At 54.8% G+C, this 16,480-nt stretch carries 18 protein-coding genes; 8 read left to right on the plus strand and 10 right to left on the minus strand.

Annotated elements, in window-relative coordinates; translation table 11 throughout:
* The first annotated feature begins 43 nt into the window (after positions 1-43).
* From yebS to rsmF, 3 genes are all read left to right on the plus strand, one after another.
* Positions 44-1,288: a membrane integrity lipid transport subunit YebS gene (yebS, locus tag VH86_RS12995; protein ID WP_045833091.1), complete on the plus strand. Its 1,245-nt coding sequence runs from the start codon at positions 44-46 to the stop codon at positions 1,286-1,288.
* Positions 1,257-3,890, plus strand: coding sequence for a PqiB family protein (locus VH86_RS13000; RefSeq protein WP_045833092.1), 2,634 nt, complete (start codon positions 1,257-1,259; stop codon positions 3,888-3,890). The genes yebS and VH86_RS13000 overlap by 32 nt, the downstream gene beginning before the upstream one ends.
* Positions 3,891-3,965: 75 nt before the next feature.
* Positions 3,966-5,390 (plus strand): 16S rRNA (cytosine(1407)-C(5))-methyltransferase RsmF, encoded by a 1,425-nt coding sequence (gene rsmF, locus VH86_RS13005; protein ID WP_045833093.1) that lies wholly within the window; start codon positions 3,966-3,968, stop codon positions 5,388-5,390.
* 2 nt (positions 5,391-5,392) lie between these two features.
* Here rsmF and VH86_RS13010 read toward each other — a convergent pair whose 3' ends face one another.
* Positions 5,393-6,040 carry a metallophosphoesterase gene (locus tag VH86_RS13010; RefSeq protein WP_034828689.1) on the minus strand — a complete coding sequence of 216 codons (648 nt, stop codon included), beginning with the start codon at positions 6,038-6,040 and terminating at the stop codon, positions 5,393-5,395.
* Between the two features lie 465 nt (positions 6,041-6,505).
* On the opposite strand from VH86_RS13010, the gene VH86_RS13015 reads away from it, so the two are divergent.
* Positions 6,506-6,766 carry a DUF3761 domain-containing protein gene (locus tag VH86_RS13015; protein ID WP_052696604.1) on the plus strand — a complete coding sequence of 87 codons (261 nt, stop codon included), beginning with the start codon at positions 6,506-6,508 and terminating at the stop codon, positions 6,764-6,766.
* A gap of 62 nt (positions 6,767-6,828) precedes the next feature.
* Positions 6,829-7,107 (plus strand): hypothetical protein, encoded by a 279-nt coding sequence (locus tag VH86_RS13020; RefSeq protein ID WP_045816055.1) that lies wholly within the window; start codon positions 6,829-6,831, stop codon positions 7,105-7,107.
* A 42-nt stretch (positions 7,108-7,149) separates the two neighbouring features.
* Here VH86_RS13020 and VH86_RS25905 read toward each other — a convergent pair whose 3' ends face one another.
* From VH86_RS25905 to copC, 5 genes are all read right to left on the minus strand, one after another.
* A complete protein-coding gene (locus VH86_RS25905) occupies positions 7,150-7,317 on the minus strand; it encodes a hypothetical protein (RefSeq protein WP_167540447.1) in 168 nt (55 codons plus the stop codon).
* Between the two features lie 108 nt (positions 7,318-7,425).
* Positions 7,426-7,752, minus strand: coding sequence for a hypothetical protein (locus VH86_RS13025; RefSeq protein WP_045833094.1), 327 nt, complete (start codon positions 7,750-7,752; stop codon positions 7,426-7,428).
* Between the two features lie 471 nt (positions 7,753-8,223).
* Positions 8,224-8,571: a YebY family protein gene (locus VH86_RS13030; RefSeq protein ID WP_045833103.1), complete on the minus strand. Its 348-nt coding sequence runs from the start codon at positions 8,569-8,571 to the stop codon at positions 8,224-8,226.
* A gap of 28 nt (positions 8,572-8,599) precedes the next feature.
* Positions 8,600-9,481 (minus strand): copper homeostasis membrane protein CopD, encoded by an 882-nt coding sequence (gene copD / locus VH86_RS13035; RefSeq protein WP_045833095.1) that lies wholly within the window; start codon positions 9,479-9,481, stop codon positions 8,600-8,602.
* 3 nt (positions 9,482-9,484) lie between these two features.
* Positions 9,485-9,862 carry a copper homeostasis periplasmic binding protein CopC gene (gene copC / locus VH86_RS13040; protein WP_038646537.1) on the minus strand — a complete coding sequence of 126 codons (378 nt, stop codon included), beginning with the start codon at positions 9,860-9,862 and terminating at the stop codon, positions 9,485-9,487.
* Positions 9,863-10,015: 153 nt separating this feature from the next.
* On the opposite strand from copC, the gene VH86_RS13045 reads away from it, so the two are divergent.
* Both VH86_RS13045 and exoX read left to right on the plus strand, forming a co-directional pair.
* A complete protein-coding gene (locus VH86_RS13045) occupies positions 10,016-10,246 on the plus strand; it encodes a DNA polymerase III subunit theta (protein ID WP_038646535.1) in 231 nt (76 codons plus the stop codon).
* A 7-nt stretch (positions 10,247-10,253) separates the two neighbouring features.
* The gene (exoX, locus tag VH86_RS13050; protein ID WP_045833096.1) at positions 10,254-10,922 is read left to right on the plus strand and encodes an exodeoxyribonuclease X; all 669 of its coding nucleotides are present in this window, start codon (positions 10,254-10,256) and stop codon (positions 10,920-10,922) included.
* On the opposite strand, the gene VH86_RS13055 is transcribed toward exoX, so the two are convergent.
* On the minus strand, positions 10,916-12,979 hold the full coding sequence (locus tag VH86_RS13055; protein WP_045833097.1) for a prolyl oligopeptidase family serine peptidase: 2,064 nt from the start codon (positions 12,977-12,979) through the stop codon (positions 10,916-10,918). The genes exoX and VH86_RS13055 overlap by 7 nt on opposite strands.
* A gap of 118 nt (positions 12,980-13,097) precedes the next feature.
* Positions 13,098-13,739 carry a tellurite resistance TerB family protein gene (locus VH86_RS13060; protein ID WP_034828672.1) on the minus strand — a complete coding sequence of 214 codons (642 nt, stop codon included), beginning with the start codon at positions 13,737-13,739 and terminating at the stop codon, positions 13,098-13,100.
* A gap of 161 nt (positions 13,740-13,900) precedes the next feature.
* Between VH86_RS13060 and purT the strand changes: the two genes are divergently transcribed.
* A complete protein-coding gene (purT, locus tag VH86_RS13065) occupies positions 13,901-15,079 on the plus strand; it encodes a formate-dependent phosphoribosylglycinamide formyltransferase (RefSeq protein WP_045833098.1) in 1,179 nt (392 codons plus the stop codon).
* 102 nt (positions 15,080-15,181) lie between these two features.
* Here purT and VH86_RS13070 read toward each other — a convergent pair whose 3' ends face one another.
* Positions 15,182-15,820 (minus strand): bifunctional 4-hydroxy-2-oxoglutarate aldolase/2-dehydro-3-deoxy-phosphogluconate aldolase, encoded by a 639-nt coding sequence (locus tag VH86_RS13070; protein ID WP_045833099.1) that lies wholly within the window; start codon positions 15,818-15,820, stop codon positions 15,182-15,184.
* Between the two features lie 196 nt (positions 15,821-16,016).
* A complete protein-coding gene (locus VH86_RS13075; RefSeq protein WP_052696605.1) occupies positions 16,017-16,460 on the minus strand; it encodes a hypothetical protein in 444 nt (147 codons plus the stop codon).
* Between the last annotated feature and the right edge of the window lie 20 nt (positions 16,461-16,480).

Genomic DNA, 16,480 nt, shown 5'->3' on the forward strand with positions numbered 1-16,480 from the left:
CATGCCGGTAAACGTAACGAACGATGGGCCACTTGCGTCACCTATGAAAATTCACGCTATCAGCCAGACGTTGCCCCACGCACGTTATCAGCGTTGTCCGCAATGCGATACCCTTTTTTCCTTACCGGATGTGAAATCGCATCAGTCGGCGCATTGCCCGCGCTGTTATGCAAAAATTCAAAGCGGCCGCGATTGGTCAATGACGCGACTCACCGTGATGGCCGTGACCATGATCGTGTTGATGCCCTTCGCCTTCAGCCTGCCTTTGGTGGATATTCGCCTGCTTGGCATGCGCATCAACGCTAGCCTGGTGGAAGGCGTTATCCAGATGGCGCAGCAGGGCAACGTGCTGACGGCCTCAATGGTGGCGTTTTGTACCATTGGTGCACCGGTAACCTTAGTCGCTGGCATCTGCTATTTATGGATCGGCAACGCCATTGGGATGAACCTGCGTCCGGTGTTGCTGATGCTGGAGAAGCTCAAAGAGTGGGTGATGCTGGATATCTATCTGGTCGGTGTGGCGGTCGCCTCTATTAAGGTGCAGGATTATGCCGCGCTGGAAGTGGGCTACGGTCTGGTGGCCTATATCGCGCTGACGGTGCTGAGCCTGCTGACGCTGATTCACCTTAACGTGGAAGAGCTGTGGGAACACTATTATCCGCAGGCTTTGCCGACGTCCCCCCCTGAACAGTGGCAGGTGTGTCTGAACTGCCATCAAACCGGTGTGCCGGACGATCGCGGACGTTGTACACGTTGTCACACCCCGCTCGACTTCCGTCGTCGCCACAGTTTGCAGAAATCCTGGGCCGCGCTGATCGCTTCGATTGTGCTGTTGATCCCCGCTAACCTGCTGCCGATTTCAGTGGTTTACGTCAATGGCGCGCGCCGTGAAGATACGATCTTCTCCGGTATTCTGGGCCTGGCTTCCGGCAACATTCCGGTGGCGGCGGTGGTGTTTATCGCCAGTATTCTGGTGCCGTTTACCAAAGTGTTAGTGATGCTGACGTTGCTGGTCAGCATCCATTTTAAGTGTGAACAGGGCTTAAAAACCCGCATTCGACTGCTGCGTGCCATCACCTGGGTGGGGCGCTGGTCAATGCTGGATCTGTTCGTGATTGCGGTCACCATGTCATTGGTGAATCGCGATCAACTGCTGGCTTTTACCATGGGACCTGCCGCTTTCTATTTCGGTGCGGCAGTCATCCTGACCATTATGGCTGTAGAGTGGCTTGATAGCCGCCTGATCTGGGATGCACATGCAACAGGAAACGCCGACTACACCGACTAGCGCCAACCTGCGTAACAAACGCAAGGTTTCGCCGTTCTGGTTATTGCCCATTATCGCCCTGCTGATTGCTGGCTGGCTGCTATGGACCAACTATCAGGAACGCGGTACCACTATCACCATCAACTTCCAGACCGCGGATGGCATCGTGCCAGGCCGTACGCCGATTCGCTATCAGGGCGTGGAAGTGGGTACCGTGCAAGGTATTGTGCTGAGCGATGATTATCGCAGCATCCAGATCAAGGCCAGTATCAAGAGCGATATGCGCGATGCGCTGAAGGACAATACACAGTTCTGGCTGGTGACGCCAAAAGCCTCACTGGCGGGCGTTTCAGGATTGGATGCGCTGGTGGGCGGTAACTATATTGGCATGATGCCTGGCGGCGGCAATCCGCGTGAGCACTTTACCGCGCTGGACACGCAACCCAAGTATCGCGTCAACACCGGCGAGTTGCTGATCCATCTGCACTCTCCCGATTTGGGTTCGCTGAACACCGGTTCGCTGGTCTACTACCGCAAAATCCCGGTGGGACGCGTCTATGACTACAGCATCAACGGTAATACTGATGGCGTCACGGTCGACGTACTGATTGAACGTCGTTTCGTCAATCTGGTGAAAAAGCAGAGCCGCTTCTGGAACGTGTCCGGAGTAGACGCTGACGTCAGTCTGAGCGGTGCTAAAGTGAAGCTGGAGAGCCTGGCCGCGCTGGTAAATGGGGCGATTGCCTTTGATTCTCCAGTAGAAGGTCAGCAGGCCAACAGCGACGAAAACTATCAGCTCTACCCTGATTTGGCACGCAGCCAGCGTGGTGTGCAGATCAGTCTGGATTTACCGAGCGGCGATAACCTCAAAGCGAATAGCACGCCACTGATGTACCAGGGTCTGGAAGTCGGTACCTTAACCAAACTCAATCTGTTGCCGGGCGGCAAAGTCACCGGCGAACTCACCGTGGATCCTTCGGTAACCAGCCTGATGCGCAGCGGTACCCGCATTGAAATGCGTGCGCCAAAGCTGAGCCTGACCGACACCAATCTCAGCAGCTTGCTGACCGGTAACACCTTCGAACTGGTGCCAGGCGAAGGTCCCGCGCAGGATCACTTTACCGTGCTGCCTGCCAGTGAAACCCTGCTGCAAAAACCGGATGTTCTGACAGTAAAACTCAGCGCGCCGGAAACCTACGGTATTGATGGCGGCCAGCCGGTGATGCTGTACGGCATGAAGATTGGGCAGGTCATTTCGCGCCAACTGGATGAGAATGGCATTAGCTTTGCGGTAGCCATCAATCCGGAATATCGCCATCTGGTGCACGCGGACAGCAAATTCATCGTGAATAGCCGTCTCGACGTGAAGTTTGGTCTCGACGGGATGCAGGTGCTGGGTGCCAGTGCCCGTGAATGGGTAGACGGTGGCATACGTCTGGTGCCGGGTGCGAAAGGCAATCCTTCCGCCCGTTATCCTTTATATGCCGATGCTGAGCGTGCGCAGGAAGGCATTATTGGTGACCAGCCGCCAACCACACTGAAACTGACCGCCAACAGCTTGCCAGATGTGCAGGCCGGTTCAGTAGTGCTGTATCGTAAATTCCAGGTGGGTGAAGTGGTGGATGTGGTGCCGCGCGCCGATGCCTTTGAGATTTCCATCCACATTGAGCCGCAATACCGCAAGCTGCTGACCAGCGAGAGCGTATTCTGGGCCGAAGGTGGTGCGAAAGTACAACTCAACGGCAGCGGTTTAACCGTGCAGGCTTCGCCGCTTAACCGTGCGCTGAAAGGCGCGATCAGCTTCGATAACCTCACTGGTGCGCAAGCAGCGAAAGGCGTGAAACGCGTACTGTATGCCTCTGAAACGGCTGCGCGTGCAGTCGGCAGCCAGATCACCTTGCATACCTTTGATGCCAGCAAGCTGGCCGCGGGCATGCCGATTCGTTACCTCGGCATTAATGTCGGCCAGGTCGAATCACTGGCATTGAGTAAAGACAACAATCAGGTGGTGGCGAAAGCGGTGCTTTATCCCGAGTATGTGCAGGACTTTGCGCGTATCGGCAGTCGCTTCTCAGTGGTCTCACCGGAAATTTCGCCAGCGGGTGTTAATCATCTGGAGACCTTGCTGCAGCCTTACCTCAATGTCGATCCCGGCAAAGGGGCTCAGGCACGTACCTTTGAGTTGCAGGAGAGTACCATCACCGATTCGCGTTACCTCAACGGACTCAACATTTATGTTGATGCTACCGAAGCCGGTTCGCTGTCGTTGGGTACCCCGGTGCTGTTCCGTGGGGTGGAAGTGGGTACGGTAACCGGTACCTCGCTGGGCAACATGGCGGATCGCGTACAGATCGCGCTGCGCATCAGCAAGAAGTATCAGCATCTGGTGCGTAATAACTCCGTGTTCTGGCTGGCGTCTGGCTATAACCTCGACTTCGGTCTGATTGGTGGCGTAGTGAAAACCGGCACCTTCCAGCAGTTCATTCGTGGCGGCATTCAATTTGCCACACCGCCGACGGTGCCGCTGGCGCCACAGGCCGGTGCTAATAAACACTTCCTGCTACAGGATGAAGCGCCGAAAGAGTGGCGCAGTTGGGGAACGGCGATTCCGGATCCCAATTAAGCAATCGGGCAGCCTGCGGGCTGCCCGTTTTATTTGCACGTGTTACACTTCGCGCTAAATTTGATACCCCGGTAAATGTCCGTGTCCGATCGCTTTCCTGAAGATTTCCTTGCGCTGATGCGCACCAGCCTGGCTGACGAAAATGAACTGCAGCGCTTCCTGGCGATTAGCCAACAACCCCTGCGCCGCAGCCTGCGCGTCAATACGTTGAAAATCAGCGTGGAGGCGTTTTTAGCACGCACCGCGCACTATGGCTGGCGCTTAACGCCGGTTCCCTGGTGCGCCGAAGGATTCTGGATCGAGCGGGAAGATGAGACATTGCCGCTGGGCAGTGTGGCTGAGCACCTGAGTGGTTTGTTCTACATTCAGGAAGCCAGTTCTATGCTGCCGGTGACCGCGTTATTTGATGCCGCGCCGGAAGCACGTAAGGTGATGGATGTCGCTGCGGCACCCGGTTCCAAAACCACGCAAATGGCAGCGTTGATGCGCAACGAAGGTGCGATCCTCGCCAATGAATATTCAGCCAGCCGCGTAAAAGTGTTGCATGCCAATATCAGCCGCTGTGGCGTCAGCAATGTGGCGCTGACGCACTTTGATGGTCGTGTGTTTGGTGCCGCCCTACCTGAGCAGTTTGATGCCATCCTGCTGGATGCGCCCTGCTCCGGCGAAGGTGTGGTACGTAAAGATGCCGACGCCCTGCGTAACTGGACACTGGCCAGCACTGAAGAGATTGCCGCAACCCAGCGTGACCTGATCGACAGTGCATTCCATGCATTACAACCTGGCGGCACGTTGATCTACTCCACCTGCACGCTGAACCAGATTGAGAACCAACAGGTCATCGCTTGGTTGCAGCAGCGCTATCCCGATGCGGTCGAAATCGTGCCTTTGGGCGACCTGTTTGTCGGTGCCGAGCGTGCATTGACGCCGGAAGGCTTCCTGCATGTCTTCCCACAAATTTTCGACAGTGAAGGCTTCTTTGTCGCACGCCTGCGCAAAACCGCCAGCATCCCGGCGCTGCCCGCGCCCACCTATAAAGTGGGTAAATTGCCCTTCTCGCCGGCCAGCCGCAAGCTGGTTGCTGAAGTGCAACAGGCGGCAGCTAAGGTGGGTATCGAGTGGGATGAGCATCACTCGCTGTGGCAGCGTGATAAAGAACTGTGGCTGTTCCCGGCTGCGCTGGAAAACTGGCTCGGCAGAGTACGGTTCTCACGCATTGGATTGAAGCTGGCAGAAACCTTCCCGAAAGGCTTTCGCTGGCAGCATGAAGCCGTGGTTGCCCTTACGCAACCTGGCAGCGCACTGGATTTCGAATTGACGGAAATGGAAGCAGAAAGCTGGTATCGCGGCCAGGATATTCACCCTGAAACCGCTCCGGCTCGCGATGAAGTAATCGTCACCTATCAGCAACAGCCATTGGGTTTAGCCAAGAAAGTCAGTAACCGCATCAAAAACAGCTACCCACGCGAACTGGTGCGCGACGGGCGTTTGTTCCGTTAAGTCTACTGCAGCTGAACCAGCGTTAAGCGATTACCGAATACTGCTCCGGTGTCGATGTAATGCTGGTTCGCCACATTGAGCGGCTGTTCCAGCGGCGTGTGGCCGAAATAGAAATCGCTCGCACCGTCAATACTGGCGGAAGCGCCACGATGATGGCGGCCGAGACGATCGCGGCTCCACACTACCTGATGCCAGTCCACGTCCTGACCCAATTCATAATGGCTGGCGGGATAGTCGGCATGGGCGATCACCACCACGCGATCGGCTAACTCCAGATGCAAAATCAGCGGGAGATCGGCACAGCGTTTAAGCGCATGACGTGCCGCAATTAAATCCGCGCCTTTTAACTGCCAGAACCAGTCACCGCCGTTCATCATCCACAGCATCGGGTCCTGGCCTTCCAGTGCCGACAATGCCATCTGTTCGTGATTACCACGCACGCAGCGAAACCATGGCTCCTGTAATAGTTGCAAGCAGCCGGGGCTGTCGGGCCCGCGATCGATTAAATCCCCCACTGAGAGCAGCAGGTCTCGCTCTTTATCGAAGTCATGCAGAATTAGTTGCGAATCCAGCTGAGCGCGGCAACCATGCAAATCACCCACCACCCAAATGTTACGCCACGTTTTGGCACTCACCGTCTGGTAAAACATGTAATCTTCCCCGGTTGACTGGAAGTTTAGTGAACCCGGCATAAAGTATAGTCCGGTGAGATGAAGCCAGGGGAGGGAGCAGCGTGAGCAGCCGTAAACAATTTATCGGTGTACTGGTGTTTATATTTCTCGGCAGCCTGTTGCTGCTGGAATCGCTGGCGCGATTGGTGCATCTGCTGTTTGTGGGCTGAAGGATTTTGTCATCTCAGAAGTTTCAACAGCGGCCGCGTCCTGCAGCCCTGATGAAAGTCCCGTCCGGCGCTTATCTCCGGCGCTCATTAAAGGCGTTAGCTCTGTGCAGGACGGCGGCTACTCTATCAATCCAGACAATTCCGAACAAGTTAAATGATATTAACTATCATTCTCATTATTAATTTTTACGCTTCGCTTACATTAGTGATGGTGATTTAAGCTTTTATCCTTGCTGCCGATATCCTCCTACCCCCTTTCCACAGCAAAGAGATCATGAAGAGGCTTTCTGCAATCACACTGATGCTGTTGCTGGTCAGCATGCCCACACACGCCAAAAGGCACGTTGAACTGATCGAGCAAGGCAGTTACATCAACAGCGAAGGACAGTCGATCCATCGTCCCGCGCATACGCAAAATAATGACGTACCCGAAGGCGCAACGGCCCGTTGCCGCGATGGTTCATACAGTTTTAGCACCCATCATCGCGGCACCTGCTCGCGTCACGGCGGCGTCGCGGCGTGGCTGGCATCTTAAGCCACACGCCATTAACAGCGTGTGCCAGACTTAAAGGACAGTATTTTCTTAAGGAGTGAGCAATGAAAGACTATTACAAAATCGATCTGGAGCTTTTCATGCAAAATAACGCGGACTTGATTCGCGACATTAAAAGCAAAGCGCCAGTCTATGCGGATGAATTGGGATTAGAGGTGGTGCAATATATTAATCGGGAAGTTAAACAAGCTCACCTGGATTATATTGATAGCCTTGGCGTGCGCGACCCATATGAATATTACGTGTCGCAACATGAAGAAGATCGTTACCTGGCTGACACGCTAATTGCTCAGCATCGTGCCGCTTTACACCACACTGCTTAACCAACTGATTTGCCACACAAGCCGTGTGGCAAACGGTGTTCTCTAGCGCGAGAGGAAGAATATCGCCAGCAAGAAGAATACCCACAATCCGGCGAAGGTCGCAAAGCCTACACGCGGGGTTTTCGTCCTTCCGACGACAACACCAATAAAGAGACTCAGCAGCGTTAAGGTGCCAATCATTACCCAGAGAAGATATTGCGCATTTGCCATGAAGGATCCTTATTAATCGGCAATACAAACAGTGCGCACTCTTATACCATTTTTCATGCTATCTGGCTGCTGTTTAATGTCCGCATCTTTCGTGCTGGCATGGTTCTATTACGCCGTTGGATGCCCGCAACGCACCGTTTTTAATTGTTCCAGCTGATTCAACCGCGCAGTCGCATGCTGGTTGGCGCTGGCCTTGGCGATACCGTTGCCAATACCAAAATCGCCGATAAAACCAATCACCGTGAGCGCATCAAACTCGCCGGTTTTGTCGATTTGCTGCTGGACGCTGTGGGATTTCGCGATCTCCTGATCCAGTGCCGCGCAGTTGTAGGTTTGCGCTTCTTCATCACTGACTTTGGGTGATTGCGGGTATTGCTTCAATGCGCAGCCGCTGAGCAGCAGCATCGCGGTAAACAGCACAGCAGGTTTTAACATCGCAAGACTCTCGTTTTGGCCGGCAGGGTTGGCGTGTGGCTGAGAGGAAATGTAGAACGTGAAGCGTGGCGCGATTGGCGAATTAGCTGGGGGAATTGCGGGTATTTTGCGCAAAGATTAGGTAAGGATTATTGCTGGGTAGGAGTTTGATTCGGATATAAAGATTTCGGACAAATTTCGGAAAATCTGGGTTAAAATACAATTTTAATCATAAAAATCAATAGAATAAAAAAAGACCCAATACGATTCCTGTATCGGGTCCAGGGAAATGGCTCTTTGAGAGCCGTGCGCTAAAAGTTGGCATTTTTGAAGGCGAGTTCGCCTTGCCATTTAAAGGTAGTCCAAGGGTGGTTATTTTCCAGCCAACCGTCACGATGCGGTAAGGAAGCTGCCAACTCTGTGATCGTGCTGGCACATCGGAAAAGCAAGCGTAGCGGCAAAACTGTGCGCTACGCCCGAATTTTGCAGGGATTACTTACCGCACAGCTGTTGCGCGCGATCAACGATCGGTTGCAGGCTCATTTTCTGGCCAGGATGCGCTTTGTCTTCCGCCACGATGGTATCGATGGATTGCTGAGTGCCTTTTCCCGCGTCAGCGCGTGCATGGGCTTTATCATTCAGCGGATATTGCAGCAAGGTGCTCGGATTGATGGCAAACAGCGCGCCATCTTTCTCACAGGTCAGCATCACCTCTTCGCGGGTGAAGGGCCATTTGTCCTTGCCAATTTCAAAGCGGCTGACGGTAATAATCTGTGCGGCCATCGCCTGGCTGCACAGCGCCATCAGAATGCAGGCTGGAATCAATTTCTTCAGCAAAATATCGACCTCATTTTTCATTCATTACAATTCAGGCCGGTGACAGCGTGGCAAACACGCTAACCAATCCGACAACAACAATGGCCAGCAGCAGCTCAAGCTGCGTCAGGCGAATAAACTGCTGCGGCGCGTGGCTGCCCGCGACGCGAAAACGTGGCACCAGAATATAGCGATTGATCAGCGCAATGCCCACCATCATCATCACCAGCATCACTTTAACCACCAGCATCGCACCCCACAGCGTGGCACCCCAATTGAGCGGCGTTCCGCCAATCATCAGGCTGTTGATCATCCCGGTGAGCAACGCCAGTGCGACAGCCAGATGCCCATAACGCGAAAAGCGCATCATGCAGCGAATCGCATCGGTGCGATACGTAATCTGACGGGCTTCACGCATCAGCAATAACAGAGGCAGTAAGCCGCCGGTCCAGAACGCAGCAGCAATCAAATGCAGCGCGTGATTGCTCTGCTGCAATAAGCCTGGTAAACCATCGCGCATCGCGGCGTGCCCGACGCCTGCCAGCGCCACCAACTGCAACAGGCCACTGATCAACAAGAGCTGCTGGCGCAGTGTGCCACGCAGCAGCAAGGCCAGCGTGCTGAGCAGTGCGAACCCTAGCTCCCAACGCCACACCGCGCCGAAGCGCGTGGCTAATACCGCTTGCCAGGTTTCCACGTCACCGACATTGCGCCAGTCGCCGCTCATCAGACCGGTTTGCGTGGCCAGCATGAATACCGCGCTGAGCAAACTCAATAACGCTGTCGTCACTAAAATTGAGTGCAGACGTTGCGCCAGCACCGGGCGATAACGCCGTGGCGCCAGCAGAGCCGTATAGAACGCGCTGCCAGCCAGCAATAACACCGCAATAAAATGCAGGGCGCGCAGACCAATCCACAACGTGCTCAGGCTCATCGATTACTTCACGCTGAACGCGTAACTTCCCTTGGTTTTGTGACCATCAACGGACAACACATGCCAGTTCACCTGATAGTGACCTGACGGCAATGGTTTGCTGATCGGTACGATCAACTGATCATGCTGCTTGTCGTTGAGTTTGGCTTTTTCCACGGCCATCGGCTGATTCTGGGCATTAAGCACCTCAACACCACTGAAGGCAGGCTCAACATCTTCAGTGAAGGTCAGCGTAAGATTTTGTGGCGAGCTGTCGATCACCGCTTTATCGGCGGGAACCGGCGTTTTCAGGTGAGCATGTGCCAGTGCAAACTGACTGAAGACCAACGTGGATGACGCCAGCAACAGCGCCATAATCGGGTTTAACGCAGTTTTCTTCATAACTTCTTCCCTTTGCCATGCGGCGCTCTGCCGCAAACGTGGCAGCAGGATACGCCGCTGGCAAAGACGTGTCGAGACTTGCGGTGCGATCCAATTTCCTTGATCCGTAAAGGGGAAACCATTACTTTTGCCCCTGTTTATCAGGAGAAATGCATGAGCCAAAACCTTGCCCTGTTGTCGCAGGAAGAGAAAGACAAAGTGAATGTCGATCTGGCCGCCGCAGGTGTGGCCTTTAAAGAGCGCTACAACATGCCCGTGATCGCGGAAATGGTTGAGCGCGAGCAACCGGAAGCCCTGCGCGAGTGGTTCCGTCAACGTTTGATGAGCTATCGCCAGACATCGCTCAGCCTCTCTCGCCTGCCCTACGAACCCAAACAGAAGTAATTAACCTATGTTACGCGTTATCGATACCGAAACCTGTGGCTTGCAAGGCGGCGTGGTCGAAGTCGCGTCGGTGGATGTGATCGACGGACAGATCGTCAATCCGATGAGCGATTTGATTTGCCCGGACCGCCCTATCAGCCGTCAGGCCATGGCGGTGCATCGCATTACGGAAGCGATGGTCGCCGATAAGCCGACCATTGAAGAAGCGATTGTTCGCTATCATGGCAGCCCGCATTACGTGGCGCACAATGCCAGTTTCGATCGTCGCATGCTGCCCATCATGCCCGGTGAATGGATTTGCACCATGACGCTGGCACGCCAGTTGTGGCCGGGCATTAAATACGGTAATCAGGCACTGCGTCACAGCCTGAAGCTGGACGTCACGCCACCTGCTGAACTGCATGCGCACCGTGCGTTGTATGACTGCTATGTCACCGCTGCGCTGCTGATCCGCATCATGGAGACCTCCGGCTGGAGCGTCAGTGATATGGTCGGCCGCTGTCAGCCCGCAGAAGTCAGCGGTGATGTGTTCCCGTTTGGTAAATATCGTGGGCAAAGCATTGTCAGCATTGCGCGTAAAGATCCCGGCTACTTACGCTGGGTGCTGGAAAATGTGCGCGATTTGCGCCCACCGTTACGGCAGGCGCTGCGCAAGTACGTGAAGGTCGATCAATAATCGACGCGGTCTGGCAAGCTGCCCTGCGCCAGACCGATCAGGAAGGTAAACTCCTGCGCGACGCCTTCATACGCTTTAAAACGCCCCGATTTACCGCCGTGACCGGAATCCATCTCGGTACACAGCAGCAGTAACGTATCGTTGGTTTTCAGCTCACGCAGTTTTGCTACCCACTTCGCCGGTTCCCAATACTGCACCTGGGAATCGTGCAATCCTGTCGTCACTAACAGATGCGGGTAGGCTTTCGCTTCGATGTTGTCATACGGGCTGTACTGACGAATGATGTGGTAAAACTCTTCCTGCTCCGGGTTGCCCCACTCGTCATATTCGCCGGTGGTCAGCGGGATTGATGGGTCCAGCATCGTCGTCACCACATCGACAAACGGCACTTGCGCCACGACACCGTGGAACAGTTCGGGGGCAAGGTTAATCACACCGCCCATCAACAAGCCGCCCGCACTGCCGCCCATCGCATATAGCTGCTGCGGATTGCCGTAGCCTTTCGCCACCAGCGCCTGCGTCACATCAATGAAGTCGGTAAAGCTGTTCATCTTATTCTTCAGGCGACCATCGTCATACCACTGCTGTCCCAGCTCGCCACCGCCACGCACATGGATAATCGCGTAGACAAAACCGCGTTCCAGCAGGCTGATGCGGCTGGTGCCAAAACTGGCATCCATGCTACTGCCGTAAGCACCATAGCCGTAAGCCAGCAGGGGATTACTGCCCGGTTTGAAATGCTTGCGGTGATAGACCAGCGATACCGGCACTTCGGTGCCATCACGCACCGTGATCCAGTGATGTTCGCTTTTGTAGTCCTCTGAGTGGAAGCCCGGTACTGGCGTCTGTTTCAACACACGGCGATCGCCCGTCTCCATATTCAGTTCAAACAGCGTGGTCGGCGTGGTCATGGATGAGTAGCCATAACGCAGCGTGTCACTTTCCGGGGTTGGATTGTAGGCCAGCCAGGTGACATAAGCCGGATCGTCAAAGGCGATCCCGATGCTTTCTCCGCTTTCCCAGTTGATCTGCCGCAGCGTGTTGACGCCGCGCTGGCGCTCTTCCACCACCAGCCAATGCCGGAACAGCTGGAAATCCTCCAGCACCACGTTATCGCGTGCCGGAATCAACGCCTGCCAGCGGTTCTCGGCCAGCCACGCGCTGCGGTACAGGCCAAAGTTTTTGCCGTCGCGATTCGAGCGAATGTAAAACTGATGATTGTAGTGATCGATACTGTATTCATGATCGCGACGACGCGGGCAGAACACCTGCGGCTGCGCATCCGGGTACTCGGCATCAATCAGCTGGATTTCGCTGGTGGTGGTGCTGTACATCGCAATCAGGATGAAGTGCTCGGAGGTGGTTTTATGCACGCTGAGGTGGAAGCTCTCATCCTGCTCTTCATACACCAGCTGATCGTCTGATTGCGGATGGCCCAACTCATGACGCCACACCTGGTACGCGAGTAGCGTTTTCGGGTGCTTGCGCACGTAGTACAGCGTGCGCGAATCATTGGCCCACGCCACGCTGGAAGAGGCATTGCTCAGCACTTCCGGATACCAGCTACCACTCTCCAGGTTACGGAAACGGATGCCATACTGACGACGCGACAGAAAATCTTCCGCCAGCGCCATCACCTGGTTATCAGGAGAAATGGCCAGTGCGCCCATGGTGTAGAAATCGCTGTGGGAGGCACGCTGGTTGCCGTCGATCAGCAGTTGCCAGGGTTCATCCGCTGGTGCGTTCACCGACTGACGAAAATAGAGCGGATATTCGTTGCCCACCTCGTAGCGGCTTTGATATCGATAGCCGTTTTTTACGTAGGGGACGGAGTGGTCCTGCGGCGGGATGCGGTCGACAATCTCTTTTAGCACCCGCTCCTGCAGTGGGTCCTGTTGCGCCATCATCGCTTTACCGTAAGCATTCTCGGCGTGCAGATGTGCCAGAATCTCTGGGTTTTCACGCTCGTCATCGCGCAGCCAATAATAGTTATCGGTGCGCGATTCGCCGTGCAGGTTCATGACGTGGGGGATTTTCTTCGCTTGCGGCTGGTTCATTCTGGCTCCTTTCCCTGAAAGACAACATTCAGCAAGCGTGGCACTTATCACGCGGGAAGCCAAGCAGCAGCGCACAGGAAGTACAGTGAAGGGCCGCATGACCAGGCCCTCCGTTCAATTATGCGGCTTTCTCCGCCTGAATATCGCGCTGAATACCGTCGCGCACATCCTGCGGGATCTTCAGGGCATCGCCCAGTGCAGAGAGATAGCTGCGCTCCATAAAGTGATCCACATCGATAGCGGCGCAACTCAGGAAATAGAGCTCTAGCGCCTCTTCTTCGTTTTTCACATCTGCTGCCAGCCACTGTGGATCGAGCGGACGGTTCATCGCTTGCTGTATCAGCGTTTCCGCCTGTGAACCATAACCCGCCTGATGGATATTCTGCTCAATGGCGGCGCGTTCGCGATCGTCAATATGACCATCACTTTTGGCGGCGAACACTAACGCCGTCACCAGACGTTCAGCGCGCTGATCAACGGGCGTCTGCAATTGACCAAATCCCGGCTCATCCTGATGCGTTTCACGCACACGCTGTTTGTATTTATTCCACAGCACGGCACCCGCTGCCGCACCGCCGCCGACCAGCAAGGCTTTGCCGCCATATTTGGTCAACAGGCTTCGTGTAGACTTGCTCGCCACCAGCAATCCCGCTAACCCACCCAGCGCGCCGGGTGCCAGCATATCGCTCAAACCACCGGCTTTGCCGTCGCCGCCCTTCTTCGCCAGCACCGACTGGATTTGCTGCAACCAATTGCTCATCGTTTAACTCCCGTTTAAGTTTCCGCGTTCCATGCTGCCGCAGCTTGTGTCAGGTAACGTCAGAGCGGGAAAAGTATGGCAAACCTGATGAAGGCGAATGCGTGAGTACGCAAACGTTTTCGTATATACTGCGCGCGCATTTTGACTGCTAAGGTGAAATTATGACGACTCTCGGAACCGCGCTGCGCCCTGCCGCAACGCGTGTGATGCTGTTAGGTTCAGGCGAATTGGGCAAAGAAGTGGCGCTGGAGTGTCAGCGTCTGGGTGTGGAAGTGATTGCCGTGGATCGTTATGCCGATGCACCTGCAATGCACGTTGCGCACCGTAGCCATGTGATCAATATGCTGGACGGTGATGCGCTGGCTGCGTTAATCGCGCAGGAAAAGCCGCACTTTGTGGTGCCAGAAATTGAAGCTATTGCCACTGAAAAACTGCTGGAACTGGAAGCACAAGGCCAGAAAGTGGTGCCTACCGCGCGTGCTGCGCGCCTGACCATGAACCGCGAAGGTATTCGCCGTCTGGCGGCAGAAGAGTTGTCGTTACCGACTTCAACCTATCAGTTCGCTGACAGCAAGGAGAATTTCGTAGCGGCCGCCAATGAAATTGGCTTCCCGTGCATCGTTAAACCGGTAATGAGTTCATCGGGCAAAGGTCAGAGCTTCATCCGCGAAGCGAGCCAGCTGGATAAAGCCTGGGATTACGCGCAGCAAGGCGGACGTGCCGGTGCCGGTCGCGTGATCGTTGAAGGCGTTGTGAAATTTGATTTCGAAATCACCCTGCTGACCATCAGCGCAGTGGATGGCATCCATTTCTGCGCGCCGATTGGCCATCGTCAGGAAGATGGCGATTACCGTGAATCCTGGCAGCCACAGCAGATGACCGACCTGGCGCTGCAACGCGCTCAGGATATCGCCGCAAAAGTGGTGAAAGCATTAGGTGGATACGGTCTGTTTGGCGTTGAGCTGTTTGTCTTCGGTGATGAGGTGGTGTTTAGCGAAGTGTCGCCACGCCCACACGATACCGGCATGGTAACGCTGATCTCTCAGGATCTGTCCGAGTTTGCTCTGCATGTGCGCGCGTTCCTCGGCTTGCCAATCGGTGGCATTCGCCAGTATGGCCCGGCGGCTTCGGCGGTGATTCTGCCACAGCTGGACAGCAACAATGTGCAGTTCGTGAACATCGAAGCGGCATTGGGTGCCGGTCTGCAACTGCGCCTGTTCGGCAAGCCGGAAATTGCCGGTCAGCGTCGCCTCGGCGTAGCACTGGCAACCGGTGACAATACCGACGAGGCGATTGCGCGTGCCGTAGCAAGCGCCGCAGCCGTGAAAGTTGAGGGCTAATCCCCTCGGCTGCTATTCGTCTATTGAGACAGCGTAAAAGGGCGGCCACCAGGCCGCCCTTTCAGTTCCAATAATGCATGCTCAATTAAATCTGCAAATACGTTATTTCGCGCCTTCAATGGCTTCGCGAGCCAGACGCGTAATGCGATCCCAATCGCCGCTTTCCAGCGCATCATTCGGCACCAACCACGAACCACCAATACAGAGCACGCTTTTCAGCGCCAGGTAGTCACGATAGTTGGCGGGTGAAATACCGCCGGTTGGGCAGAAACGCACCTGCGGGAACGGACCGCCAATCGCTGACAGCGCTTTAACACCCCCATTCGCCTCAGCCGGGAAGAACTTAAACTCGCGCAGGCCATAATCCATACCCAACATCAGTTCAGAAACGGTACTGATGCCCGGAATCAGTGGCACCGGACCTTCAACTGCGGCTTTCAGCAACGGCTCGGTCAAACCTGGGCTGATCACGAACTGCGCACCGGCGTCAGTCACCTCTTTCAGCTGCTGGGTGTTGATCACTGTGCCCGCGCCGACAATCGCTTCTGGCACTTCTTTGATCATTGCACGCAGCGCGTCCATCGCGACCGGCGTACGCAGCGTCACTTCCAGTACGCGCACACCACCAGCCACCAGCGCTTTGGCCATCGGCACGGCGTGTTCCAGTTTATTCACCACGATCACCGGCACAACCGGGCCCGTCGTCATGATCTGTTCAGCAGTGGTTTTCCAGTTCTTCATCACGTTTCCTTAGTTGCATCAGCCCGACTCACATCCGGCTGTCAATGTTTGGGCTCTACCATACAAGATTGGCTGGAGCGGCGTCTATCGGATATCAAAATTTTTTGAAACTCTGGTTCAGTTTTAAGAAAAATGAATTTCCTATCGAGCAGGTTTTATTCCTGCAGCGTTATTCCCTGATGCCCGACACACTTCTTCATCCGAAAAAACCAGATATCAATGACAACAGGATAAGTAGCAGGATTATCGCGGAAGCCAATGCCATGCCCAGCAAAATCGCATGGAATGCGAGCGTACCGCAGCCAAAAATCAACGCGCCCCTCACACTCCATTTGTTCTCTTTACGCATCCCGCCAACAAAGGCCAGGAGTAAGGCCGCCGTAGCGAAGCTAAGCGCAACAGTAGTCAGTATTTGATCGATGTTTATTTTTCTTGCGGATTCAGCTGAGGAAGGAGCTTTACCTTTCAATCCGTCGATAACACCTTTTTTAATCTCGCTGACGTGTCTGGCGACGACACTTTCGAGCGAAGGCGATGCCGAGTAAGGCCCTGTCGAGAAATGAATAAGGCTGATAATCAGTGCTAACGCGCCAAAAATCATACCGGCTGAGCTCCATGCGTTCTTCACTAACGTATTCACACAATGATCCTTTATTTGAA

Origin of the sequence: Pantoea sp. BL1 (assembly GCF_000963985.1) — a bacterium.
GTDB lineage: Bacteria > Pseudomonadota > Gammaproteobacteria > Enterobacterales > Enterobacteriaceae > Pantoea > Pantoea rwandensis_B.